The sequence below is a fragment of the Pirellulimonas nuda genome, from assembly GCF_007750855.1.
Classification (GTDB): domain Bacteria; phylum Planctomycetota; class Planctomycetia; order Pirellulales; family Lacipirellulaceae; genus Pirellulimonas; species Pirellulimonas nuda.
Window position 1 is genome coordinate 658,378 of the sequence record NZ_CP036291.1, and the last position, 21,438, is coordinate 679,815.

23 protein-coding genes and 1 tRNA gene are annotated in these 21,438 nt (G+C 65.2%); 5 read left to right on the forward strand and 19 right to left on the reverse strand.

Annotation, left to right across the window (positions count from 1 at the left end; translation table 11 throughout):
* Positions 1-133 precede the first annotated feature (133 nt).
* From miaB to def, 4 genes are all read right to left on the reverse strand, one after another.
* On the reverse strand, positions 134-1,561 hold the full coding sequence (gene miaB / locus Pla175_RS02690; protein ID WP_145281090.1) for a tRNA (N6-isopentenyl adenosine(37)-C2)-methylthiotransferase MiaB: 1,428 nt from the start codon (positions 1,559-1,561) through the stop codon (positions 134-136).
* Positions 1,562-1,799: 238 nt separating this feature from the next.
* Complete coding sequence (locus tag Pla175_RS25790; protein ID WP_197527225.1) at positions 1,800-1,976, reverse strand: hypothetical protein; 177 nt, start codon at positions 1,974-1,976, stop codon at positions 1,800-1,802.
* Between the two features lie 147 nt (positions 1,977-2,123).
* Positions 2,124-3,083: a methionyl-tRNA formyltransferase gene (fmt, locus tag Pla175_RS02695; RefSeq protein ID WP_145281092.1), complete on the reverse strand. Its 960-nt coding sequence runs from the start codon at positions 3,081-3,083 to the stop codon at positions 2,124-2,126.
* 139 nt (positions 3,084-3,222) lie between these two features.
* Positions 3,223-3,810 (reverse strand): peptide deformylase, encoded by a 588-nt coding sequence (def, locus tag Pla175_RS02700; protein WP_145281094.1) that lies wholly within the window; start codon positions 3,808-3,810, stop codon positions 3,223-3,225.
* A gap of 105 nt (positions 3,811-3,915) precedes the next feature.
* Between def and pxpB the strand changes: the two genes are divergently transcribed.
* The 3 genes from pxpB to Pla175_RS02715 all read left to right on the forward strand — a co-directional run bounded on the left by pxpB (position 3,916) and on the right by Pla175_RS02715 (position 6,488).
* Complete coding sequence (pxpB, locus tag Pla175_RS02705; protein WP_145281096.1) at positions 3,916-5,619, forward strand: 5-oxoprolinase subunit PxpB; 1,704 nt, start codon at positions 3,916-3,918, stop codon at positions 5,617-5,619.
* Positions 5,612-6,337, forward strand: coding sequence for a 5-oxoprolinase subunit PxpA (locus tag Pla175_RS02710; protein ID WP_145281098.1), 726 nt, complete (start codon positions 5,612-5,614; stop codon positions 6,335-6,337). Before pxpB ends, Pla175_RS02710 begins: the two co-directional genes overlap by 8 nt.
* Before the next feature lie 77 nt (positions 6,338-6,414).
* Positions 6,415-6,488: transfer RNA gene (locus tag Pla175_RS02715), tRNA-Arg, on the forward strand.
* Here Pla175_RS02715 and Pla175_RS26965 read toward each other — a convergent pair.
* From Pla175_RS26965 to Pla175_RS02780, 14 genes are all read right to left on the reverse strand, one after another.
* Positions 6,450-7,733 carry a tyrosine-type recombinase/integrase gene (locus Pla175_RS26965; protein WP_145291963.1) on the reverse strand — a complete coding sequence of 428 codons (1,284 nt, stop codon included), beginning with the start codon at positions 7,731-7,733 and terminating at the stop codon, positions 6,450-6,452. The genes Pla175_RS02715 and Pla175_RS26965 overlap by 39 nt on opposite strands.
* Positions 7,734-7,804: 71 nt before the next feature.
* On the reverse strand, positions 7,805-8,158 hold the full coding sequence (locus Pla175_RS02725) for a hypothetical protein (protein ID WP_145281100.1): 354 nt from the start codon (positions 8,156-8,158) through the stop codon (positions 7,805-7,807).
* Between the two features lie 868 nt (positions 8,159-9,026).
* Complete coding sequence (locus tag Pla175_RS02730) at positions 9,027-9,416, reverse strand: hypothetical protein (RefSeq protein WP_145281102.1); 390 nt, start codon at positions 9,414-9,416, stop codon at positions 9,027-9,029.
* The gene (locus Pla175_RS02735; protein WP_145281105.1) at positions 9,416-11,146 is read right to left on the reverse strand and encodes a phage tail tape measure protein; all 1,731 of its coding nucleotides are present in this window, start codon (positions 11,144-11,146) and stop codon (positions 9,416-9,418) included. Before Pla175_RS02735 ends, Pla175_RS02730 begins: the two co-directional genes overlap by 1 nt.
* A gap of 99 nt (positions 11,147-11,245) precedes the next feature.
* On the reverse strand, positions 11,246-11,965 hold the full coding sequence (locus tag Pla175_RS02740; protein ID WP_145281107.1) for a hypothetical protein: 720 nt from the start codon (positions 11,963-11,965) through the stop codon (positions 11,246-11,248).
* Positions 11,966-11,968: 3 nt separating this feature from the next.
* Positions 11,969-12,634, reverse strand: coding sequence for a hypothetical protein (locus tag Pla175_RS02745; RefSeq protein WP_145281109.1), 666 nt, complete (start codon positions 12,632-12,634; stop codon positions 11,969-11,971).
* Positions 12,631-12,864 (reverse strand): hypothetical protein, encoded by a 234-nt coding sequence (locus Pla175_RS02750; RefSeq protein WP_145281111.1) that lies wholly within the window; start codon positions 12,862-12,864, stop codon positions 12,631-12,633. Before Pla175_RS02750 ends, Pla175_RS02745 begins: the two co-directional genes overlap by 4 nt.
* Positions 12,865-13,076: 212 nt before the next feature.
* The gene (locus Pla175_RS02755; protein WP_145281113.1) at positions 13,077-13,427 is read right to left on the reverse strand and encodes a hypothetical protein; all 351 of its coding nucleotides are present in this window, start codon (positions 13,425-13,427) and stop codon (positions 13,077-13,079) included.
* A 403-nt stretch (positions 13,428-13,830) separates the two neighbouring features.
* Positions 13,831-14,091 carry a hypothetical protein gene (locus tag Pla175_RS02760; RefSeq protein ID WP_145281115.1) on the reverse strand — a complete coding sequence of 87 codons (261 nt, stop codon included), beginning with the start codon at positions 14,089-14,091 and terminating at the stop codon, positions 13,831-13,833.
* Positions 14,092-14,198: 107 nt separating this feature from the next.
* The gene (locus Pla175_RS02765; RefSeq protein WP_197527226.1) at positions 14,199-15,689 is read right to left on the reverse strand and encodes an AAA family ATPase; all 1,491 of its coding nucleotides are present in this window, start codon (positions 15,687-15,689) and stop codon (positions 14,199-14,201) included.
* Positions 15,686-15,931: a hypothetical protein gene (locus Pla175_RS25795; protein ID WP_197527227.1), complete on the reverse strand. Its 246-nt coding sequence runs from the start codon at positions 15,929-15,931 to the stop codon at positions 15,686-15,688. Before Pla175_RS25795 ends, Pla175_RS02765 begins: the two co-directional genes overlap by 4 nt.
* Positions 15,928-16,173: a hypothetical protein gene (locus tag Pla175_RS02770; RefSeq protein ID WP_145281119.1), complete on the reverse strand. Its 246-nt coding sequence runs from the start codon at positions 16,171-16,173 to the stop codon at positions 15,928-15,930. The genes Pla175_RS25795 and Pla175_RS02770 overlap by 4 nt, the downstream gene beginning before the upstream one ends.
* 120 nt (positions 16,174-16,293) lie before the next feature.
* A complete protein-coding gene (locus Pla175_RS02775; protein ID WP_145281121.1) occupies positions 16,294-16,659 on the reverse strand; it encodes a hypothetical protein in 366 nt (121 codons plus the stop codon).
* A 1,172-nt stretch (positions 16,660-17,831) separates the two neighbouring features.
* A complete protein-coding gene (locus Pla175_RS02780; protein WP_315851498.1) occupies positions 17,832-19,109 on the reverse strand; it encodes an IS701 family transposase in 1,278 nt (425 codons plus the stop codon).
* A gap of 258 nt (positions 19,110-19,367) precedes the next feature.
* On the opposite strand from Pla175_RS02780, the gene Pla175_RS02785 reads away from it, so the two are divergent.
* Together Pla175_RS02785 and Pla175_RS02790 are read left to right on the forward strand one after the other, a co-directional pair.
* The gene (locus Pla175_RS02785) at positions 19,368-20,150 is read left to right on the forward strand and encodes a c-type cytochrome (RefSeq protein ID WP_145281123.1); all 783 of its coding nucleotides are present in this window, start codon (positions 19,368-19,370) and stop codon (positions 20,148-20,150) included.
* A 71-nt stretch (positions 20,151-20,221) separates the two neighbouring features.
* On the forward strand, positions 20,222-20,530 hold the full coding sequence (locus Pla175_RS02790; RefSeq protein WP_145281125.1) for a PEP-CTERM sorting domain-containing protein: 309 nt from the start codon (positions 20,222-20,224) through the stop codon (positions 20,528-20,530).
* A gap of 118 nt (positions 20,531-20,648) precedes the next feature.
* Here the strand turns inward: Pla175_RS02790 and Pla175_RS02795 are convergent, their stop codons facing one another.
* Complete coding sequence (locus Pla175_RS02795; RefSeq protein WP_145281128.1) at positions 20,649-21,326, reverse strand: PEP-CTERM sorting domain-containing protein; 678 nt, start codon at positions 21,324-21,326, stop codon at positions 20,649-20,651.
* Between the last annotated feature and the right edge of the window lie 112 nt (positions 21,327-21,438).

Below are 21,438 nucleotides of genomic sequence, written 5' to 3' on the forward strand. Positions count from 1 at the left end.
GGGGGCCTGTGGCAGCGGAGAACCTAACTGAGGTCCCCAATAGCTGCCGACCTACGGTAGGCGCGGTTGAAGTATCGACCCAAACGCGCCGACCGTAGGTCGGCAGCTATTGGGCCTTGCGATGGGGGCGTCGCTACACCCCGCTGCCGCTGAGCTGCACCAGCTCGCCCACCACGTGGTCTGTCTCGACCGTGCCGAACAAGGTGTGGCTGTTGGCGTCGTAGATGGCTACGTCGAGCAGTTGCCCTGTTTGACGCGGGTTGCCCTCGAAAACCACGATCCGGTCGCACAGCGTGCGGCCGGTGAGTTGGAGCGATGGCCCAGCGGCCTCGTGCTTGACGCTCGCGCGGCTGGGGCCCTCGACCAGCACCTGCACGCTTTGGCCCAGCATGCGGTGGTTGTCCTCTTCGCTGATCTGGTTCTGCAGGGCCAGCAGCTCGTTGTTCCGCCGACGCTTGACCTCGTCCGGCACGTCGTCCGCATACAACGAAGCCCCGCGGGTGCCGGGCCGCTCGCTGTACTTGAAGATGAAGCTGTTCTTGAAGCGGGACTCGCGCACCAGCTCGTAGGTGAGCTGGAAGTCCTCGTCCGTCTCGCCGCAGAAGCCCACGATAAAATCGCTGGTGACCGCGACGCCCGGCACCCACTCGTAGGCGCGCTGCAGCATCTCGCGGTACTCGGCCACGGTGTAGCCGCGCTTCATCCGCTTGAGCACCGCGTCGCTGCCGGACTGCACGGGGACGTGCAGGTACTTGGAGACCTTGGGCAGGTCGCGCACGGCGGCCAGCACGTCGTCCGTCATGTCCTTGGGGTAGTTGGTGACGAACTTGATGCGGTCGAGCCCGTCGATGGCGTGCAGGTCGTGCAGCAGGTCGCTAAAGCGGTAGGTCGTTTCGCCCTGGCGGTAGCGGTAGCTGTTGACGGTCTGCCCCAGCAGCGTCACCTCGCGGCACCCCTCGCCGACAAGCTGCCGGGCCTCGGCCAGGATGTCTGCCGGCGGCCGGCTTTGCTCGGGGCCCCTGACACTGGGGACGATGCAGTAGGTGCAGAACTTGTCGCAGCCGATCTGGATCCGCACAAACGCCTGGAACGGCGTCGGGCGCATCGTGGGGTCGCGCAGCGGGTCGAAGCTCTCGTGGCTGCGCTCGATGTCCTCGCGCGCGCCGTCCTTGCGGCCGAGGCTCACTTCGATTCTTTGCCCGCCGCTGGCCTCGATGTCGCGGATCAGCGCAGGGATCTGGTGCAACTGCCCGGGGCCGACAACCAGGTCGACGTACGGCGCCCGCTTGAAGACGCTCCCCTGGTGGTTCTGCGCCATGCAGCCGATCACGCCGATCACCCGCTCGGGCTTGTCACGTTTGGCGTCTTTGAGTCGACCGAGCGCGCTGTAGATCTTCTCCTCGGCGTGCTCGCGGACGCTGCACGTGTTGAACAGGATGGCGTCGGCGTCGGCGGTCTGGCTGGTCAGCTCGTAACCCTCCTTGCGGAGGCTGGCGACCACCAGCTCGCTGTCCAGCATGTTCATCTGGCAGCCGACGGTTTCGATGTAGAGTTTCTTCATGGCGGTCGGCGGAGGACTCAGTGGCAGACGGAGGGAACCACGGAAGTTACGAGCTACGAAGGATAGCCACAAAAAGGCACAAAAGGCACAAAGACATGAACAACCAATGATACAGCCGCAATAACCAACTGGTTTCGCGCTCCCGCGACTCTCACTCCATTAAGAATTGGGTATTCCTTCTTTGTGCTTTTTGTGCCTTTTTGTGGCAATCGCTTCCGTGTCATCCGTAGTTGAATTCTTACGCAGCGTCATTCTTCTTCTGCCGTCGCACGCGGGCTTGTTCGTCCGCTAGCTGCTGGCGGACGTCGGCGATCAGGTGGTCGCGACGGGCCCGCATCAGCCGCACGAGCGAGGTGATCGCCACCAGCGCCGCGATTGCTAGCAGCACCCAGTCGAGGCGGGAGAGTCCATTCATGCGGTCGATGATACCAAGCGGCGCCCCTGAGGGGCGAGGGCGAAGTCGACGCGGAACCGACGCCGCAATCGCAAAAACAAGCGGCTACCGACCTACGGGCGGCGCGGGATGGGAATAAACGGGGAAGCGCCGACCCTACGTCGGCGGCTATTGGCGGGTTTCGAGAGGGTCGCTGGGGACCTCGAATCGGTCGCCTGCCCGCAGCGACGCGCCCCGCAGGAACTCTGCCGCGGTGAGCCTCCGCTTGCCGGGCGCCTGCACCGATTCGAGGCTTACTCCTCCCTGGCCGCACGCCACCACCAGCCGATCGCCCGCCTCGAGCACCTCGCCCGGCGCCCCAGAGGCTTCTGCGACCAGGCTCACCCGGTCGATGTTCAGCCGCACCGGATCGCCGCCGGCCGCACGCCACGTCGCGTACGTCCGGGGCCAGGGCTGCATGGCGCGGACCTGGTTCTTGACCCGCAGGGCCGTGCGGGACCAGTCGATCTGGCCGTCTTCTTTGCTCAGACGCGGCGCCTTGGTCGCCAGCGACTTGTCTTGGGCGACCGGCGTCGCCGTGCCGGCCTCCAGGCGGTCGACCATCTCAACCATCAGCGGGGCGCCTAGCTGCGCGATACGGGCCTCCAGCTCGCCGGCGGTTTCGTCCGGGTCGACCGCCAAACGCGCCACGCCGTGGATCGGCCCCGAGTCGAGCCCGCGCGTCATGGTGATCACCGCGACACCGGCCTCGGCGTCGCCGTTCCACACGGCGTGCTGCACCGGCGCGGCGCCGCGGTAGCGGGGGAGCAACGACCCGTGCAGGTTCACCCCGCCGAGCCGGGCGGCTTCGAGCACGCCGGGCTTAAGGATCTCGCCGTAGTCGCACACCACCAGCAGGTCGGCTCCGAGCCCCGCCAAACACTCCAAGGCGTCCGACGCGTTGATCGTCTCGGGCCGCCACAGCGGCAGACCCAGCTCCTCGGCGCACGCCGCCACCGGCAGCGGCGGGTCGCTCCGCCGACCACGGTGCGGGCGGCAAACAACATGCGCAATCTCGTGGCTGCTGGCGTGGAGAGCGCGCAGCATCGGCACAGCAAACGGCCCGGCGGCGATGACGACTAGTTTCATAAGAATAGGACGCGGATCGACGCGGATAAATCGGATGAACGCAGATACTCAAAGGTGACTTACCCTACTGCGCTGCAACAAACAACTGGCAGCCTCTTGTTCTTATCCGTCTTGATCCGCGTCATCCGCGTTCTATTCTTCACGTCCGCAGCCGCTCGAGCTCGGCGATGCGATCGGCGATCGACTTGTCGCTCGGCACATCGCCGCTTTCTTGCTTGCTGGAGAAGTCGATCTCGAACTCCTCTAGCTCGTCGCGCAGCGACGCCTTGTGCGACGGGGGCACGCGGTCGATGAACAGCGTGCCGTCTAGGTGGTCCGTCTCGTGCTGGAACACGCGGGCCGCCAGGCCGGTGAGTTCTTCATCGATCTCGTTCCCCGCCAGGTCGTAGGCCTGCACGCGGATCGAGGTCTTGCGGACGACCGGTCCGTACAGCCCGGGCAGGCTGAGGCACCCCTCGCTCCCCTCGGCCGTGCCGGCGCCGCGGACGATCACCGGGTTCAGGAACACCCGCTCCGACTCCGGCGAATCCGGGTCGCCCGTCGGGTTGGTCACGAACAGCCGGTAGGGGAGGTCGACTTGGTTGGCCGCCAGCCCGATCCCCTCGTGCTCGTACATCAGCTCGAGCATCTCGTCGACCATCGCCCTCAACTCTGCATCGACCCGCATCAGCGGCCGAGAGACGTGCCGGAGGGTAGGATGCGGGTAGTGGATTACCTTCAGCGCCAAAACAACACCTCAAGAAATATCGGGAACGAACCCCCCCAAGTCTAACATTCCAACCCAGAATAGCCGACGGGCTCCGCCCCGTCGTCAAGCGTAAAAAGCCCCCCAGTGACCACCCCACACCCCCACCCCCGCTACTGCCTCTCCCCGCTGGGCGACGCGGCAATCCTGCTGGAATCGACCACGCAGCACCCAGACCAAGCGGCCCAAGAGGTCGCCCGGCTGTCAGAAACGCTGCGGGCAAACCCGCTCCCCGGGGTGACGGACGTGGTTTGCGCCTATCAGGCGCTCGCGGTGCACTACGCGCCGCTGCGGGTACTGGAAGCGGCCGGCGGCGAAGGGGGGCGCCCCGCGGCGATTGTGGCGCAGTGGGTCAACTCCAACGCAGCCAAGCCCCCTAGCCTCGTGGCTACACCGCGGCAGGTCTCCATCCCCGTCTGCTACGCAGAAGAGTTCGCGCCCGACCTCGCGGCGGTCGCCCAGCACGCGGGGGTCTCCCCCCACGAGGTCATCGCCCGCCACACGCAGGCAACCTACCCGGTGCGGGCCATCGGCTTCTCGCCGGGCTTCCCCTACCTGGCCGGCCTGTGCCCCTCGCTCCACACGCCCCGCCGCACGACGCCCCGCACACGCGTGCCGGCCGGCAGCGTGGCGATCGGCGGCGCCCAGACCGGCGTCTACCCGCAAGACTCGCCCGGCGGCTGGAACCTGATCGGCCGCACGCCGCTGCGGCTGTTCTCGCCCGCGGCCGAGCCGCCGTCGCTGCTGGCCGTGGGCGACGTCGTGCGTTTCGAGCCGATCGACCGCGCGCGGTTCGATGAGCTGGCGAGCGCCCGGGAGTCTGCGCCGTTGGTTGTGGAGGCGGAGGGCGAACCCACGCTCAAAGTCCTCCGGCCCGGCCTGCAAACCACCGTGCAAGACCTCGGCCGCTCCGGTTGTCAGGCGCTCGGCGTCACGCCCGGCGGGGCGATGGACCCGGTAGCGCTGCGGCTCGCCAACCTGCTGGTGGGCAACCCCGAGTCCGCGGCCGCGATCGAGTGCGTGCTCACCGGGCCGAAGCTGCGGGCGCTGCGCGAGACTGTGGTCGCCGTCGTCGGCGCCCAGGCGGACGGCGTCCCCCTCGGCAGGCCGATCCCTCTGCGGACCGGCGACGTGCTCGACCTCGGTCGTTTGACCTCCGGGGCGCGGGCGTACCTGGCCATCCGTGGCGGCGTCGCGGCGCCGGTGGTGCTCGGGGGCCGCGGGACCGACCTGCGTGGCGGCTTCGGCGGCAGCGGGGGGCGGGCGATCGGCGAAGGAGACGTCATCCACGCGCTCCCCGCTACGGCCCAACCCCCTCAGGCAGGCCGGTGGTTCGCCTCGGCGGCCGACCTCGCCCCCAACAGCCCCGAGGGCCGCATCCGCCTGCTCCGCGGCCCGCAGGCCCACTGGTTCGCCCCGCAGGCATGGAAGGGGCTGCTGACGCGGCCCTTCACGCTCAGTCCCCACTCCGACCGCATGGGGCTGCGGCTGACGGGGCCGGAGCTAGCGTGCAAGAGGCGGCAAGAGATGACCTCGCAACCGGTCGCCCTGGGCGCCGTCCAGGTCCCCCCAGACGGCCAGCCGATCGTGCTCGCCGCCGACCGACAGACGATCGGCGGCTACCCGGTGATGGCGGTAGTGGCGACGGTCGACCTGCCGAGCCTTGCCCAGTTGCGCCCGGGAGAAGCAGTAAGATTCACCGAGATCGGGCCCGAAGAAGCCGAGGCGTTGCTGCAAGAATCCGAACATCAGTTCGAACGGCTCCGCTTAGGGATCGCCCAACATGCCTGACGCACACCCGCCACTCGCGATCGACCTGAACGCCGACGTCGGCGAAGGGGAAGCAGACGACGCCCGCCTGATCCCGCTGCTCAGCTCCGCCAGCATCGCCTGCGGCGGCCACGCCGGCGACCCGGCCAGCATGCGACTAGCGCTAGAGCGCTGCGCCGCGGCGGGCGTCTCGGTCGGCGCCCACCCCGGCTACGAAGACCGCGCGCACTTCGGCCGCCGGCCCCTCGACCTGGCGCCGGCCGAGGTCGAAGCGCTGGTCGCCCGGCAGCTCAACGCCTTCCTCGAAGCAGCCGACGGGGCGGGCGTCGCCCCCCGTCACGTCAAGCCGCACGGCGCCCTCTACAACCAAGCGATGCGCGACCCCGCGCTCGCCGAGGCGATCGTCCGCGCCGTCGCCGCGTCGGGCCGGCCGCTGAGCCTCTTCGGCCTGCCCGGCAGCACCCTGCAGGCCGCCGCCGCCGAGGCGGGGCTGCCGTTCGTCCGCGAGGCCTTCGCAGACCGCGCGTACCTCGCCGACGGAACCCTCGCGCCGCGCAGCACGCCCGGCGCGGTGCTCACCGACCCCGAGCAAGCCGTGGCGCAGGCGCAGCAAATCATCGCCCAAAACCGCGCCGATTCCATCTGCATCCACAGCGACACCCCGGGCGCGGTGAAGCTGGCCCAGCGGCTGCGGCAAGCGTTCCGCGGACCCCTCGACCCCCCCCGAGGCAGCCGCTGACCCCACAAGCCTCGCCGCGTTTACGGCCTCCGCTCCCCCAAGTAAGCTAAAGCCGCCCCCGCTGGCGGGCACCGCACGCGCCCGTAGCTCAGCTGGATAGAGCAGCGGACTTCTAATCCGCAGGTCGTTGGTTCGAGTCCAACCGGGCGTGCTCAGAAAGGCCTTGTTTTAGAGTCTTTCGGCGACGCTGCTCCGGCGGGTTCTGTTCAGGTGAACAGCTAGTGTCCACCGAAGTGTCCCCCAAAGCGGTCCAAAGCTCGGCCGCGGTCGCCGCTGCGTTCTGTCCGACGTAGAACGTCAACGTCGTTTCTACGGACGCGTGCCGCATTAGCTCCTTCAAAGTCGCCGGCATCACCCGCCGCGACCACCGGAAGCCAAACGATCGGCGCAGGTCGTGAGCTGATGCCGTCTTCCCTTTCTCCGGGTCCGTGACCACCCCCGCGGCCTTGCCTAGGGCGACGATCATCTTCCCGATCTTGAGCGGGTGCCTCGCCATCACCCCTTCGCCCCGAACCCGCTGAACGTTGAACACGAACCCAGTTTCCTTCCGCAGCGGCGCCAAGAGCTGGACGGCCTCGGGCGCCAATGCCACAAGCTGCACCTTGCCCGACTTCTGTGAGCCGGCATCGAACACGAGAACGCTCTGCTTGCCGTCTAGACGCACGCTAACGCCACCGGGCTGATGGTCCCACCGCAACGCCAGGGCCTCGCCTAGACGCAAGCCAGACGTCCACAGGCCGCGTAGAAGCAGCTTCCACGACTCGGCCGCCTTGGCGCCCACGACGCCAGGGACAGCAGCGATCAGCCGGTCGAACTCTTCGCCGGTGATCGGTCGCCCCTTCATCTTCGCGGCGACGCCCTTCTTCGGCATATCGAACGATGGAACCTTGGGCAGAATCCCTTGGCGGTTCGCCCACCGCGCCACGGCCTTGAGCTGGCGCAGGTGACGTCCGACGCTGGCCTCCGTCAACCGGTACTTCTGGACGGTCGGCTTCTCGTCGGCCTTGCCCTTGATCTCCCGCGTCCGTTCCTTCCGCAGCTCAGCGGCAAACGCCGAGATCCGCGCCGTCGTCAGGTCCGCCACGCGCCGGGGTCGGCAAAGCTGCTCAAACGCGTTCAAGGTCGACGCGTAGTTTCTCAGCGTCGCCGGAGTGACGGTCGGCATCAATTGCGTCTCGTACTGCTCACGCAGCTCGTCCCACGGCATCCTAGCGGTTCGCTCGTACCTTCCGGCCTGTAGCTCGCCCTCCCACTTGGCGGCTTCCTTGGCGGCTTGCTTCGGCTTGTCGGTGCCGGTGCTGCGAGACTCTTCTTTGCCGGTCAGCGGGCAGCGGTAGCGCATGTAGAGGAATCGCCTGCCCTTGTCGACCACGTAGACGCGAATCTTGTCGTCCATCACTCACCCCTTGGTTGTTGAGCACAAACAACCCGGCCGCCCCTCCCTGGGCAGCCGGGCATGATCTCGAATCACCTAGGCTTCCAAACGTCGCCTAGGTCGGGCAGCGTCAACGCGACTAGCAGCGTGTGCATCGCGTCGAACGAAGCGACAGACCTACAGGTCCGCCCCTTGCAGCTCACGCGGACCATCAAGTGCGTGAGACGATCGATATGGCCCTCGCCGCGCAACCGTGCGGAGATGGCCATCGGGTCCATCGTCGGCGCCGGCGTCTTGCCAGTCGCCTGCACAAGCATTTGGCGAAGCGACAGGTCTAGCGCGTGCTGTAGCAGCGGCCAGGCGTCCGTGATCCGGCCGGCGCCGCGCTCATCAACCGCGGCCCTCAGCGTCGCGGCCAGCTCGTTCCGTGTGGTGGAAACACTCATCTTGCGAATGTCCTTTCCCGTCCGCTCCAGCCTTCGAAGGGCCAGCCGGACGAACCCTCGGGCCCGGTAGCGCGCTTCGAAAGGGGCAGCAGGGCTCCCCCCGCCAACGTCTTGCTCCCCGCCTACGCGGATCATCGCTTGTGCGTTGGCACACGCTACCGGGCCCAAAGGCCCTGCTGATGGTGAACATAGAATCCCTGCACTTCTGCCAGTTGATCGGCGGCAAGGTTTCGAAGGCCCGGCCGCCAGGCCCCGGGTATCGGGGGCTTGGCAGGCGTAATTGTGCCGGTGGGCGTCCCAAAATGTCAACAGAGGAAAAACGGCCGCACCAGACGTCGCTGGTGACGCTCCGGCGGGCAGGTTGGTGTCTAAGGTCGTCTGGCGGGGGCGTGCGTTATTCGGGCTGCTAGGGGCTCGGGGCAGGAAGTGAACCAAATTCGGTTCACTTGTTGCCGCCGCGTTCGCCCGCGAGGCTCGCTATTAAGCATCGTTTCCCAAACTTGGGAAACGATGGTGCCCTTCGCGTGCCCGCGAGGCTCACCGGAGATAAATGCAATCCTGCACTTAATTCGATTGACTCCCTTCGCGTGTGCGCGCGAGGCTCGCCTAAGTGGGGTGGTTCCACCCCACTTCCTCCTACGCGTGCCCGCGAGGCTCACTTTTGCAACAAAACGAAAGGTTGCAAAATCTTGCAAAACCTTGTCGAGCGATTGCTGCGTGACGCCAACCTGTAACCGTTACAAGTAGCCCCGGCGCGGCCGTTCACGCACTGACCACCGGGGCACGCTCAGGTTGTCAAACAGCGTCCGCGTAACTGATCTCGGCCACCTTCACCACGGGGATCTCCGCATCTACAGCGTTCTCGGCCTCAGCTCTCGTCAATTGGAATAGCGATCGTCGGCGCCGCCGCTCCGCCGGGCTCCAGGTCGCCTGGAACGCCAAGCACGCCGCCTCGATCTCTTCCGGGCTCGGGTCGACCATCCTGGCTCCGTGTTGGTGTTCTCGTCAGAACCGTCTGGCCCATGCGCGCCGTCACCGCTTGGAAGCCGGCGGCAAAGTCCAACCGGTCGGCCGGTAGCTGGCAGATCTCGACAGCGAACCCTTCGGCCTCGGCGTCGGTCAGCATCCCCAGCTCTATCGCGGTCTGCATGGCGTCCAGGATCATGTCAGCGCCCTCGATAACCCCGCCGTCGACGTCGAGGTCACCGCAAAAGTAGTCGTAGGCTCGCATCCTGATCGCGTGAATCGGGTTGTCCATTACACGCCCACCAGCGGGTTGGGCTTGTCCAGGTTCCGCACGCCCTTTTTGATCTCACGCAGTTCGCGAAGCTGAGCGTCGCCGGTGCTGCCAAACTGCTGGCCAGCGAAACGCGTGTCGAAGATGGCGGCCTGGTTGCTGGTGCCGAACGCCCCGGCGGATTGAGCCCCCTCGACCGCGTCTGCGATCGCCTGGACCTTGTCCGCAACAACAGCGTGTGCGTCGGCTACTGTGGTCCCCAACAACTCCGCCCCGGTGGCGAGCTGCGCCCCGAGGTAGTTGCCGCCCTTGACCATCGCGTCGCCGATCTTCTCCGTGAGCCACGTCCCGGCGCCCTCGATCTTCTGCTCTACCGGTGCGGCCGTCTGCTGCGCCGCGGACAACTGGCCACGGAACGCAGCGATCTTGGCCAACCGGGCTTCCGTGGAGGCGATGTTGCCGCTGATCGCCCTGGTAGCCTCGCCACCGATGCCGCGGAGCCGACCGTCTAGGTTGTTCGTCTGGTAGAGCTGCTTGTCGAGAATAGCCTTTTGCTCGGCCAGGCCCTTACGCAAGATCCGCTCTTCCTCGTCCAGGTCCGCAGCGATCGAGGCTTTACGCTTCTCGAACTCCTCAGCCGGCCCACCGATCGCGGCGTTTAATTCCGCAGACCGCTTCTTCTCGTTCCGCCAGTCCGTGTTAGCGGAGATCTTCCCCAACTCGGCGTTGAGCTTGCGCAGGTCGACCAACAGGGCGGCAACGACAACAGCCACGCCCGCGAACGCCGCGATCAGCGGGTTGGCGATCAGGAACGCCGAGGCCGCCGAGATAGCTGTCAGGCCCGCAGCGATGCCGGGAAGCGCCGCCCCGAACGTGATGGCGGCCGGACCCGCGACAGCAAGCGCCGCCCCGAGATAGCCGACCGTCTTGACCACCCCGGGGTTCTCAGTCGACCACTTCGCCAGGCCCTTCACGACGTCGCGGATCTTGCCGATCATCGCCGTAGCGGCCGGGAGGAAGTTCATTCCGATCTCAGTGGCGTAGTCGCTGATCTGCGTCTTCAGCCCCTTCATCTGGTTGGCGAAGCTGCCGGCCGTCCGCAGCGCGTCACCTTGTGCGTCCGTCGTGCCCGCCAGGATGATGGCAAACCGAGCGAACGCCCTTTGAGCCTCGGTGGCGAACTTGGGGTCGATGTTCGTATTGAGCAACTCCTGCTTGACGGCTGCCTCGCTGACGATGACGCCGTACTTTTTCATGACCTCGCCCGAGCCCGTGAGCGCCGCCGTCAGGTCACGCTGTACGTCCGCGTCGGTCATGTTATTGAAGCTGGCCAGGTCGATCGACAGCTCGGTGAGCTTCTTCGACAGGTCGGCCGCTTCGTTGGGCATCACGCCCATCGGCTTCAGTAGATCCTGGAAGCCGGCCGCGGCGCCGGCGATCTCGTACTTCGAGCGGCCGAGGGCCAAAGCCAACTCGTCACCCCAGCGGCGGATTGCCGGGGCCTGATCGCCAAATACTACGCCGAACTTGGACAGCGTTTCCTCGGCGTCGGACGCCTTGCTGATCGCGGCGACCAGGGGCGCGGTGATCGCTGCGCCGGCGGCCGTAGCCACCCGGCCCATCGTCTGGAAGCCGGAGCCGATCGTTCTCAGCTTCTTCTGCAAAGTGCGGAGCCCCTTGTCGACGGGCCCGGTGAGCAAACTCATCTCGATGACGGCCTTACCGGCCCGCAGTGCTCCAGCGCTTGCCATGGCAATCCTTTGTAGTTTGAAGTTTAAAACGCCCGGCCGCCGGGAGGTTGGCCAGCGACCGGGCTAATACCCGCGGAGGGAAGAACCGCGGGGCGTTTGTTACAGTGTCAGCATCTCTCGCCGGTTCTCAGCCGCAGCCAGGCGAACGTCCACCAGCATCTTGCCGACGAGGTCCGCCTCTTGGTCCCAGTTGCCAAGCCGCCAGGCGAGCAAGGTCCGACCGGGTTCTACGGCAGACGCAATCGACTCCTTCAGCTCTTTCCGCTTCGAGTCGATTGACTTGCAATAGGTGTCGAGAGTCGTCCCAACGCGATTCAGAGCCGTCCCCTTCTGCTGCAACTCGGGGGGGGCAGTGGCAATCAACTGGTTGTCGAGCACCTCGGGCGTCGCCATCTTCGCCTGTACGGCGGCACGCTCTTCCCGCAGCGGCTTCGTGCGAGACTTCACGTCTTCCACGGTGCGTTCTAGCGTCGAGGTCAGGTCGCCCAACTTGGCGAGCAACTTCTCCCGCTCGGCTTCGAGCTTGGCGTTCGCCGGTCTGCCGTCTGCCATCGCGTCGACAACAGCTTCCTCGATTTCCGCCAGCCGGTCGCGGATGGTGGTCGTCTCCGTCTTGTGGCGAGCGACCGCGGCTTCGCTCTCCCGCTCGAACCCGTCGATGGCGGTGGTCAGGTCCGCTTTGCGGCGACGCAGCAGCCCGTTGGCTGCAATCAGTCTCTTCAGCCGCTTTCGCTCGGCGGCACGCTCGGCGTCGGTCGAAGTGTGGTTGCAGCTTGGGGGAATCACAATCTTTTCGTCGGTGGGGGTGGTCCAGAACATGGGCTAGCCTCTTGATTGCTTGATGCGTTGAAAGTAGTTATTGGCGTCGCGTTCAAAGGCGTCGATGTACCCCGTCGGTGGCGTCACGCTCTCCACCTTGGCGAACGTCCAATTCGCCATCCGGTCGGGCTCGTCGCCTAGCGCCGCGGCGTAGACCTGGGGTGCAGCCAACTGGTAGTCGAGTCCGGCGACGCGCAGGTCCTCGATGTCGACCACGCAGCCCGCCAGCTTCGCCCGATGGTGCAGGTGCAGAACGCGGCGAATCCACAGGATGCCGTGACCGTCCCACGGGGGCAGGTCAAACGTTCCTTCCCAAGCCACAGCAGCCCGCAGCCAGTCGTCACCCGTGGCGTCAAAAGAGCCGCCAGCGTCGTCGTAGGTGCCCGCCTCGATAGCCTCAGCAGCAGCGACCGACTCGGGACCGTCGACCGGCAACAAATGCGCTAGCTCGTGGAGCAACAGCCCGGCGTCGGGCTCCCGGGCGAAGAGGATGGTCGGGATTTGGTCGTCCGCTAGGTCGAAGTGTTCCGCGATACGGGGTCCAGCACAGGGACGTGCGTAAGCCAATGCGTAGCCCGTGTGCCACTCCTCGGGGTGGCGACCGATGAACAGCTCTTTCAGCTCGGGGGCGACCATCTCCGCCAGCCGATAACACTGGCTGATTTTCATTCCTCACCCCTCGGGGCAGAGGCAGCGGTCGGATAATGGCGGGGCACTCCGCGAATCTCGTGTTGGGGCAGAGTCTTGCACTTCACCCAACGCTCGCCCTCCGCGTCGACCCGCCATTCCTGGATGGTCGTTCCGTTGATGACTGCGCCCATGGGCAGGTCCGCCTCACGTAAAAACTCCCACTCGCATTCGTTGGTCACGGCTTCGGCCTCGGGGTGATTGTTCATCATTGGAATCTACCAAACGCCTAGGTCGTCACTGCCACAGTCTGGCAACGACAACACGATGTAAAGCTGGCCGCAGCGTTTGCACACTCGCCGCGATGTTCTGCCGCCGTCCGCGTCCCGCCAGCCTTTAATGCCGATGTACTTCAGCTCGCCGCAGGTCGGGCAGGTCGGGAGCCTAACCTCGACCACAGGGACGGTATCCCACGTGCTTTTTTTCATTGGTCGTCACTCCACAACAACGGCTTGGGGTCGCGTAAGGCTCGCAGGCTCTCCGCCAGGTCACGCCCGGTGTCGGTCAGGCGTAGGTGAGTTACACGCCCACCCCTCGCACGGTAGGCGTCTAGAAAGCCGGCGTCGGCAAGCTGCTCGGCGGCTCGAAGGAATCGCCGCTGCTCGGTCGCGGTCAGGTTGGAACCCCAGAAGTCTGGTCGGACGCGGGGTCCGTGCTCTAGCTCGGTCGTCTGCTCGAGGTAGTCCGAAGCCCACAACGGCAGCCGGGGCTCAGCCTCTAGGGCTTCGGTGCGGCACAGCATTTCGACGAGGATTCTTTTCTGTTCTGGGGTCATTTCTTGTCCGTCCGATTGAATCACTACCTACAAAATTGACACTTCTGTTGCACCAGTGCTGGCGAGAGGTCGTAGAAGTCCCTTGACCATTTTCAAAACGTGTTGGGTCCTGGAAAAAAGAGGCACGCCACCCCGGGGCCAGACAGAAGTGCCAAGGTTTGCCACACACTAGATAGCTCGCCACAGTCCCTAGCGTGCCGCTGGTGACGTTGCGTTGGTTGTTGGTGTTCTGAGTCATGGTGATGGTCAAGCGTGCGTTGTGCGTTGCGTGGTGCGACGTGCGCTAGTCAGGCTCCGGCTCGTCGTCTGGCTCGTCTTGCTCCGGCTGGGGTTCGACAGGGGAGTCGTAGGGGCTGCTGTAGGGGCTGCTGTAGGGGGAGTCGTACACGGCTGGCTCGGGTGGTTAGAACGGGATGCTGGTGGTGTTGTGCTTCAACTCGGCGGCCTCACGCTGGAGGTCAACCGCGATCTGCTCCCTCGCCACCTTGGGGCAGTTGTGCGTGCCGGGTAGCTCGTGCTGGCCACCGAGGTAGTCCAGGCGATCGAGCCTGAGTGCCCGATACGGGTTGTCGTGGCTCCAGGTCTTAGCTTTGGCGATCATCTTGGCGATCTCTTCTCGGGTGAAGGTTGCTTCTATCGGTGCTGGGGGGTGGTCGGTTCTCACTTCTCGAATCCCTCAAAACTCCTTCCGACCGGGGGGGGGTGGGTGGTCTCCCTTTAGGGGGACCACCAACACCCCCGTGGTCGGGGTGGTCGGGGGGGTGGTCGGTTTCAATCGACCACCCCCTCTGTAGGGGCAAGCGCGTACTCGTTAGTGGTGTTCCCGTTGGCGTCCGTCTCGCCGGCAATGATGGTCCCTCGCTTGAGCATCAAGCCGATCAGACGGGCCATCCGGTCGCGGCTGAACCCGGTCGCGTCGCGGAGCTTCCTGGTAGTCGCCGGACCACCAAGCAGGGCCGAGGCGATCTCCGTCATGGCCTCCTGGTCCTTCTCCGTCTGGCGTTGTTCACCACCGGTCAGCCGACCCTTGAGCTTGGAGGCGTCCAGGAGCGCATCGGGCCGCCACAGCGGGAACTCCCACCGAAGCGTGACGGGCTCGATCGGGGCGAAGGATCGGACGGCAGCGTCTAGGACGACCACGCCGGGTTCTTCGTGCTCACGGAGCACTAGGTGGCAATCCGCGGCCCGTGATTGGGCACCAGCCCCGGCCCCTACGTCCGTGGTCCGCTTGCCGGACTGATCGCCCTTGCTGGTGTGATGGATCATCACCAGGGCGGACTGCGTCTTCTCTGCGATCCGGTCAAGCAGGTTATAAACCTGGGTCTCGGCCGCGTTGTCGTTTTCACTTGCCCCGGGCTCGATGAATCTATATTTGGCGTCGAAGAGGATCGCCCGGTAGTAGCCGGCCTCGATCGCCTCTAGCTCGCCGGCCAATTGCTGGAGCGACTTCAGGTTGCCCCGCAGCGGCCAGACGTCTAGCTCGCCCTGATAGTCGTGAGGCTCGATCCCCATAGCTTCCGCCACCAGCGGGATACGATGGGCCAGCGTGCTACGGTGTAGCTCGTTGTCGATCAGCAACACGCGGCCGCAGTGCGTGTCGAAGCGATCGAGCCAGCGACGCCCAGTGATAATCGACAACGCCAGGCTGTAACCCAACCAAGACTTGCCGACCTTGCTCATGCTGATCAAGTTGACCGTCTCGCCCTGCCGGCAGAGCCCGTCGATAACCGCTGGATTCAATCGCGGGTGAAGCTTCAGCAGCTCCCCGAGGTCGAACTTCTCCACCCCGCGGCGTTTGACTCCCGGCTCACGCTGGAAATCGTCCAACGCGGCCAGCATGTCGTTGAGCACGGCCTGAGACGTGCTGCCGTTTAAGGCGTCCTGGGCGGCCGTCTGGGCCAGGTCGTAGAGTTGCCGCTTGCGATCCGCCTCGACCACCAGCCCCGCGTAATAGGGCACGTCTAGGGCGTGTGGCGTGTCGTCCATCGCCAACGCCAGGAACGCGGCGGCCTGTTCACCCAACGCGGGGGATTTCTTCACCTCCCGGAGCACCAGCCCGATGTCGAGCGGCTTGCCCGAGCTGCGCTGCTGGAGGATCGCGAGAAAGGCGTGGCGGTGTGCCGGGTCGCTGAAGTGGCGCGGCCCGACAATCTTTAACGCCTTATCGATTGATTCCGAGTCGAGCAACATGCCGCCGATCAGCAGTCGCTCCGCTTCCGTCGCGGTGGGTAACGTCGGCTCCGCCGAGGGGGACGCTTTCACTTGGAGCCCTCCCCGGGGGCGACTGCGATAGAGAAAACGTCCGCCAGCAGAACGCGGGAGGTCGTTGCCCTGATCTTTCGCCGAAGGTTGCCGTAGTGAATGAGCCCTTGCGTGTCGTGCGGGCCCATCCCCATGCATTGCAGGGCAACCGACAGCTCACTGATGGCAGCAAGCGCCCTCTCACGCTGATCTTCAGAGACGGGAACGGTGGGGAATTGCTGGGCTGTTTTGGTGGTGTTCATTGCTCGCCCCCCACTTCCAGCTCGGCGAGCTTGGCGGACAACGTCCGAAGCCACTCAATGCCGTCGGCGCCTTGGATGTAGACGCGTTTGCCGACAGTGAACGTCGGAAGGGGGACGCCAAGCAACTTGGCTTCGTGGATGCGCGTCTTCGAGACGCCAGCGGCCTTGCACCAGGCTGCCAGGGGGTAGCACGCTTCGGGGTGAAGCGGCTGCGTGTCCTTCGCGTAGGCGGTAATCGCCATGGCCAGACTCTCCTACGGGGTTCTTTGTGTAATCGCACCAAACGGGGTGCAATTCAAACCACGTAGTTAAGTTTGCCGGAAAGACGGCTATGGGTCGGTCGCTAACGGTATATACCGTTCTCAGGCTCGCTTGTAGCCGCGATCTCCCTTAACCGGCACCAGAACGCCACGCGCTTTTAGCTCAGCTAGGCGTAGCTTGATCGATCCCTCAGAAGCGATCTCGCCATCTTCTGCGAGCTTGTCGAGAAGGTCGGTCTGTGATTTCACGGAACCGTGATTGTCAATGCAATCGAGGATCATTTCGTCGACTGCGGTAAGCCGGACCGCAGGCGCAGGCGGTTTGATTTTCTCCGCTGCGTCCACAATCCAGCCGCGGGTGACGTTGTTGCCACCACCGCGGAAGAGCGACTCCCGCACTTGTCGCAACTCCTCGTCGGTGAACGGAATGTCAACCGGATCAACAGTACGCCGTGGGGCTTCGCCCATTGAGAATCCATCCTTTTCCAACCCGACCCCCGCGGCGCCAAGGATGGTAGGCGCCGCGGTGATCGACGGGGGTAGCTACTCCCCCTAGTTGGCTTCGAGTGCCTTGGTGTCCACTAAAGTGTCCCCCAAATCGCTCTGGACCACTTATCCCAAAGCGTTGGGAGGCACGTTTTCTCCGCTACTTAAATATAACGGAATCCAAACGGTTGTACAAATTGACACTTCTAATCCGCAGGTCGTTGGTTCGAGTCCAACCGGGCGTGCTTTTGCGATTTTGCTAGTTGACCGCGACCACCTTGAGCCAGGCGAGCTTTCCATCGCTGCGGGGCACTCCGCTGAACGCAACAGCTGGCTCGCCGGCAGCGAGCCGGGGGGAGGGATTCGCCACTGGAAGGTCCGCGACTGGCCTTTCCTGCTGCTCATGGTAGTTCGTGAGCAGAGAATTATGGGGTAAGGATTGGGCGTCGAAGTCGCGCTGAATTGCGCGCCGTAGACCGCTTCACACCGCTGGCGAGCCAGCAGAGGCGCCCCGGCAGCCTCACCCGCCGTGGAACCAACAATAGAGACATCGAACTATGGCGTTGAACAGTTGGAACAGTGCAGTGTTCGGGACGATCGCCGTCCTCATGTTCACTCAAATCAGCATTGGAAGTGAGATTGAAAGCCGGGCTGGCGAAGCCAGTCACAGAGATGCGGAGCGCGACGCCCTACTTGCAGAGATGAAGGCAGTGGGGCACGCCTTCGAAGTCGAGGGCCTTACTTACCTTGACCTGGGTAGAGGGGCGCAGGTTGCCGAAGTGCTTCATTTGCTGGGAGATTACGATCAGGCGGGGATAGTTAAAATGTCGGAAATAGTACTCGACCGCGGCTTGATCGGACAGCTCTCGAGTAATCGATGTATTTTTGAAGTCAATGTTCACGACTCGATCATTGCATCAGAAGCGTTGTCTGGATTATCTGTGTTCGGGCGGTTGATGAAGTTCGGATGTCCTAACACTACAGCGCTAGGTCACGTCCATCTGCAGCGTATCAGGCCTTTGAGAATGATGCCGTTTCTCCGCAGTTTTTTCAGGGTTCGCTTCCGGTGGGAGGCCCGCGCGGCGGCGTTGCGTTGTTGCCAGTGCTGGATGACGTTGGCGGTGTGCTCGATGAGCGTCGGCGAGGCCCGGCCGTTACGCTGCCAACTCGGCAGCAGCGCGCCGACGGCGGCGTGGACTTGGCAGACCGTGACCTCCGGATTTTTTCCCCCGCAGCCGTTCACGACAGCGGGCCAGGAACAAGTAGCTGACGCACGACAGGATCAAATGGCGTTTGAGACCGAGGTAACAGCGGCCCTCCCACTGATCGAGTCCGATCTCCTGCTTCTGGTCGCGGAAGCACCGTTCGACGCGCCACCGCGAGAACGCAACCAGCAACAACGTCTCGATGGTCGTGTCGGACGGGGCGTTGCTGATGAAATACTTCACCTCATCGTGGTTCAATGCGTTGCGGGCGACGAGCAGGTGGAGTTCGATCCCCGGCAACCCGTCGTCGTTCTTCATGACGATGCGGGCGTGCTTCGCCTCCCACACGAGCGGCCCCTTCTCGCCGTCCTTCACGTAGTACCGGGTCCACGCTTGATCACGCAGCTCGGGCCAGTTCTCGGCGAGGTCTTGCACGCTCTGCGGGGCGCTCGCTGCGGCGACCAACCGCGGGACCTTGCGGGGCCGGCCGCGACCGCCGCGGCGAAAGGGTCGCTCCGTCACGCGCGGCCGGTCGGTCCAACACGAGAACGTCGTCGGGACCTCGGCGACGAAGCGTTGCTTTCGACCGTCCAAGCCCTGCAAAAACAGCGGCTTTCCGCCGTAGCCTTCGTCGAACGTCAGCCAGTCGAACATCACGCCGTGGGCCGCGGCCCGATCGCAAAGCTCCAGGGCGATCTTCCACTTGGAGCGGTAGACCATGTCCTCGGGAATGCCGGCGGCCCGACACCGCTGGCGGTCCTCCGACCAACTCTCCGGCAAGAACAGCTCGCCGTCGACCAGCGCGTGGAAGTCGCCGGTCGCGTAGCCCAAGTGGACCGTGACGATGCCGTTCTCCTGCTTGCCGACGCAGCCGCAGTACTGCCGCTGCACGCCGGGCGTCTTGTCCCCCTTCTTGACGTCGCTCGTTTCGTCGATCAGGCCGATCGAGTGCGGCCCCGCATGATCTCGGAGGACGATCTCTTGGAGTCGCCGGCGCACGGCGTCTTCGTCCCAGCGGTGCTGGGCCAGGAACTCTTGCAGCGTCCGCGGCGCCACTCCGGCGGCCAGCGCCATCGGCTCGCAACTCTTCGCGGGCAGTTCGGAGAGTTGGCCTTCGACGTAGGTTGGCAAGTGCGCACGAGTATCCCGACGCGAGAAACAGGCGTCGAATTCGTGCAAGTAACTCGTCAATTCCGGCTTCAAACGGCGGATCTCATCGGCGTCCATGCTAGCGGCCCTGCGCCAGGTCGCCCCCCTGCGACACCAACAACATGGCCGATCGCCCAAACGCAAACAAGATCAACGTAGCGCTGTAGTACTAAACGGGCGACGAGAACCTCTCTGGGGGTGCGCCAAAGCTAGCCAACCTGGGCCGACGCGTCAACGAATTCGGTTCCCGGCGTCTCTTGGGTCCCCTAGAATGGGAGGCCGAAAAGGGGACGATGTGCTCCACCTGACCTTACGCGCCTATCGAGGATTCCAACCATGCCTTGCCCCGGCGCCCGAACGGCAGCGGCGATTGTAGCGGCGTTGCTTTGCGTCGGCGGCGCGGGGGGCCAGGCCCCCGGCGCCGGCGCACCGGCGGAGCTGCCGCCCGGCAAACTGGGTGAGGCGATCGCGCTGGGGCGGGCGATCGTCGAGAACACCAAGGACCACCCGCTGTCGAAGCCATTCGTGGGCAACGCACTCAACTGCACTTCGTGCCACTTAGACAACGGCACGCACCCCGAGGCCGCCACGTTCCTAGGCGTCGCGGCCGCCTACCCGGCCTGGTCGCCGCGGGAGGCGCGCGTCATCACGCTCGAGCAGCGCGTGCAGAACTGCTTTATCCGCAGCGAGAACGGCGCCCGGCCCCCGCTCGGGGGCGAAGTCGCGACCGCCATCACCGCCTACATCACGTGGCTCTCTACCGGGCAGCCTATCCAGCAGAACGCCGACCGCCCGTTGGGCCCCCGGGCCATGCGGGCGCTCGAAGTGGAAGGCGGCGACGCGGAGCGGGGCGCTGCGCTGTACGCCGATCACTGCGTCTCCTGCCACGGCGATCAGGGCGAGGGAGACGACGTTTCTCCCCCGCTGTGGGGCGACCAGTCGTACAACGACGGCGCCGGGATGAGCCAAGCGCCCAAGCTGGCGTCGTACCTCAAGGTGGCCATGCCGCTAGACGACCCCATCCTCAGCGAGCAAGAAGCAACCGACATCGCCGCGTACGTCAACGGCCACGCCCGCCCAAGGTTCCGCCTGTCGGACCACGCCGAACCGGCGCCTTAGCCCGTCGCGACCGGTCGCCGGCGAACCGAGCTGCTGCTTCCCACACATTCTCGAATCGACGCAAGTTCGTCATGTACGTAGTGGGCTCCGATCCCAACGCGGTGGGCGCCCCCGGCGACTACAACGGCGATTCCTTCGTCGATGCCGCCGACTACACCGTCTGGCGTGACAACCTGGGCCTGAGTCTGACCAACCTGCAGAACACCGACCCGAACAACCTCAGCGGCACGGTGCAGGCCAGCGACTACGACTATTGGAAGGACAACTTCCCCGGCCCGGCCGTTGACGGCGCCATCGGCGGCGCGCCGGTCCCCGAGCCCGCTTCGTGGCTGCTGCTTGCCGGGGGGGTCGCGCTCGCCGCCGCCGTGAGGCGCCGGTAGTACGCTGGGGCCTCGCCAAGGCGGCGCGTTTTATTGCTGCCGCCTTCCGCGGTCGGCCTGCGTGTAGCGTCCGCTTTTGTCTGCTCCGCCCAACAGCGCGCCTGCGCCAGGTCGCATCCTACCGGCGCCGGCCCGCTACGCAGGCCAGCGCGGCGAGCGTAATGAGCGCCAGCGCGCCCGGTTCGGGCACGTATACCACCCCGGGCGAGAACTCGTTGTTCTCGGGCATGCCCAACACCGGCAGCAGCCCCTGGATGGTGGTGTCGACCTGCATCAGGTTGTCGGGGTCGGCCGCGTTCTCGAGGAGCTCCACCGAATCGACCAGCAGGTAGTCCAGGAACATCTCGTCGAACTCCAACCCCAACGGCAGCAACACGCCGTTGGTGCCGATGTGCACCTCGCTGGTCGGCTCGTTGGATTGCATCAGGTTCAGCACGTCCGCGCCGTTGTTGCGGAGCGCCAGCGAGAAGTCGCCCGTCCGCAGCCCGTCCGGGTCGACCGTGAACGCCATCAGCGCAAAGAAATCGACCGCGGCGTCGACGCGCCAGTAGTGGTTGTCCTGCGCGGCGATCGTCCACTGGAACGTGTCGCCGGGCGACAGCGTCACCCCCGTCGGGTCTTGGCTCCCCGGGGCGACCAGAGAAACGTCGTCGCCAAAGTACTGGATGTCGAAGACATAGTTGGCGGCTTCAAGCGGCACGCAGAACAGCGGCGCGAGCCAGAACGCTAGGCCAACGGACAGAGAACGCAAAGCGCCGGGGAGCGTTCCGCGACCGGCACGGTAGAAGTGATTCACTACGCACTCTCTTTGTTGGATGTCGTTCAAGAGGGGCAGGCGGGTCGCTGCCAGAACCGGGCTGGGGACCTGGAAACTGGGCGGACTCGCGCCGCGGCAGCATACCCGTTTG

Bases quoted from the DNA above. Each gene is read 5' to 3' on its own strand.
- Pla175_RS02710 (WP_145281098.1), top strand. From the start codon at position 5,612: ATGCCTGACGCACACCCGCCACTCGCGATCGACCTGAACGCCGACGTC.
- Pla175_RS02725 (WP_145281100.1), bottom strand. From the start codon at position 8,158: ATGAGTGTTTCCACCACACGGAACGAGCTGGCCGCGACGCTGAGGGCC.
- Pla175_RS02745 (WP_145281109.1), bottom strand. From the start codon at position 12,634: ATGAAAATCAGCCAGTGTTATCGGCTGGCGGAGATGGTCGCCCCCGAG.
- Pla175_RS02735 (WP_145281105.1), bottom strand. From the start codon at position 11,146: ATGGCAAGCGCTGGAGCACTGCGGGCCGGTAAGGCCGTCATCGAGATG.
- Pla175_RS02790 (WP_145281125.1), top strand. From the start codon at position 20,222: ATGTACGTAGTGGGCTCCGATCCCAACGCGGTGGGCGCCCCCGGCGAC.
- Pla175_RS02740 (WP_145281107.1), bottom strand. From the start codon at position 11,965: ATGTTCTGGACCACCCCCACCGACGAAAAGATTGTGATTCCCCCAAGC.
- Pla175_RS25795 (WP_197527227.1), bottom strand. From the start codon at position 15,931: ATGAACACCACCAAAACAGCCCAGCAATTCCCCACCGTTCCCGTCTCT.
- Pla175_RS02785 (WP_145281123.1), top strand. From the start codon at position 19,368: ATGCCTTGCCCCGGCGCCCGAACGGCAGCGGCGATTGTAGCGGCGTTG.
- Pla175_RS02780 (WP_315851498.1), bottom strand. From the start codon at position 19,109: ATGGACGCCGATGAGATCCGCCGTTTGAAGCCGGAATTGACGAGTTAC.
- Pla175_RS26965 (WP_145291963.1), bottom strand. From the start codon at position 7,733: ATGGACGACAAGATTCGCGTCTACGTGGTCGACAAGGGCAGGCGATTC.
- Pla175_RS02775 (WP_145281121.1), bottom strand. From the start codon at position 16,659: ATGGGCGAAGCCCCACGGCGTACTGTTGATCCGGTTGACATTCCGTTC.
- Pla175_RS02755 (WP_145281113.1), bottom strand. From the start codon at position 13,427: ATGACCCCAGAACAGAAAAGAATCCTCGTCGAAATGCTGTGCCGCACC.
- fmt (WP_145281092.1), bottom strand. From the start codon at position 3,083: ATGAAACTAGTCGTCATCGCCGCCGGGCCGTTTGCTGTGCCGATGCTG.
- Pla175_RS25790 (WP_197527225.1), bottom strand. From the start codon at position 1,976: ATGAATGGACTCTCCCGCCTCGACTGGGTGCTGCTAGCAATCGCGGCG.
- miaB (WP_145281090.1), bottom strand. From the start codon at position 1,561: ATGAAGAAACTCTACATCGAAACCGTCGGCTGCCAGATGAACATGCTG.
- Pla175_RS02750 (WP_145281111.1), bottom strand. From the start codon at position 12,864: ATGATGAACAATCACCCCGAGGCCGAAGCCGTGACCAACGAATGCGAG.
- Pla175_RS02770 (WP_145281119.1), bottom strand. From the start codon at position 16,173: ATGGCGATTACCGCCTACGCGAAGGACACGCAGCCGCTTCACCCCGAA.
- Pla175_RS02730 (WP_145281102.1), bottom strand. From the start codon at position 9,416: ATGGACAACCCGATTCACGCGATCAGGATGCGAGCCTACGACTACTTT.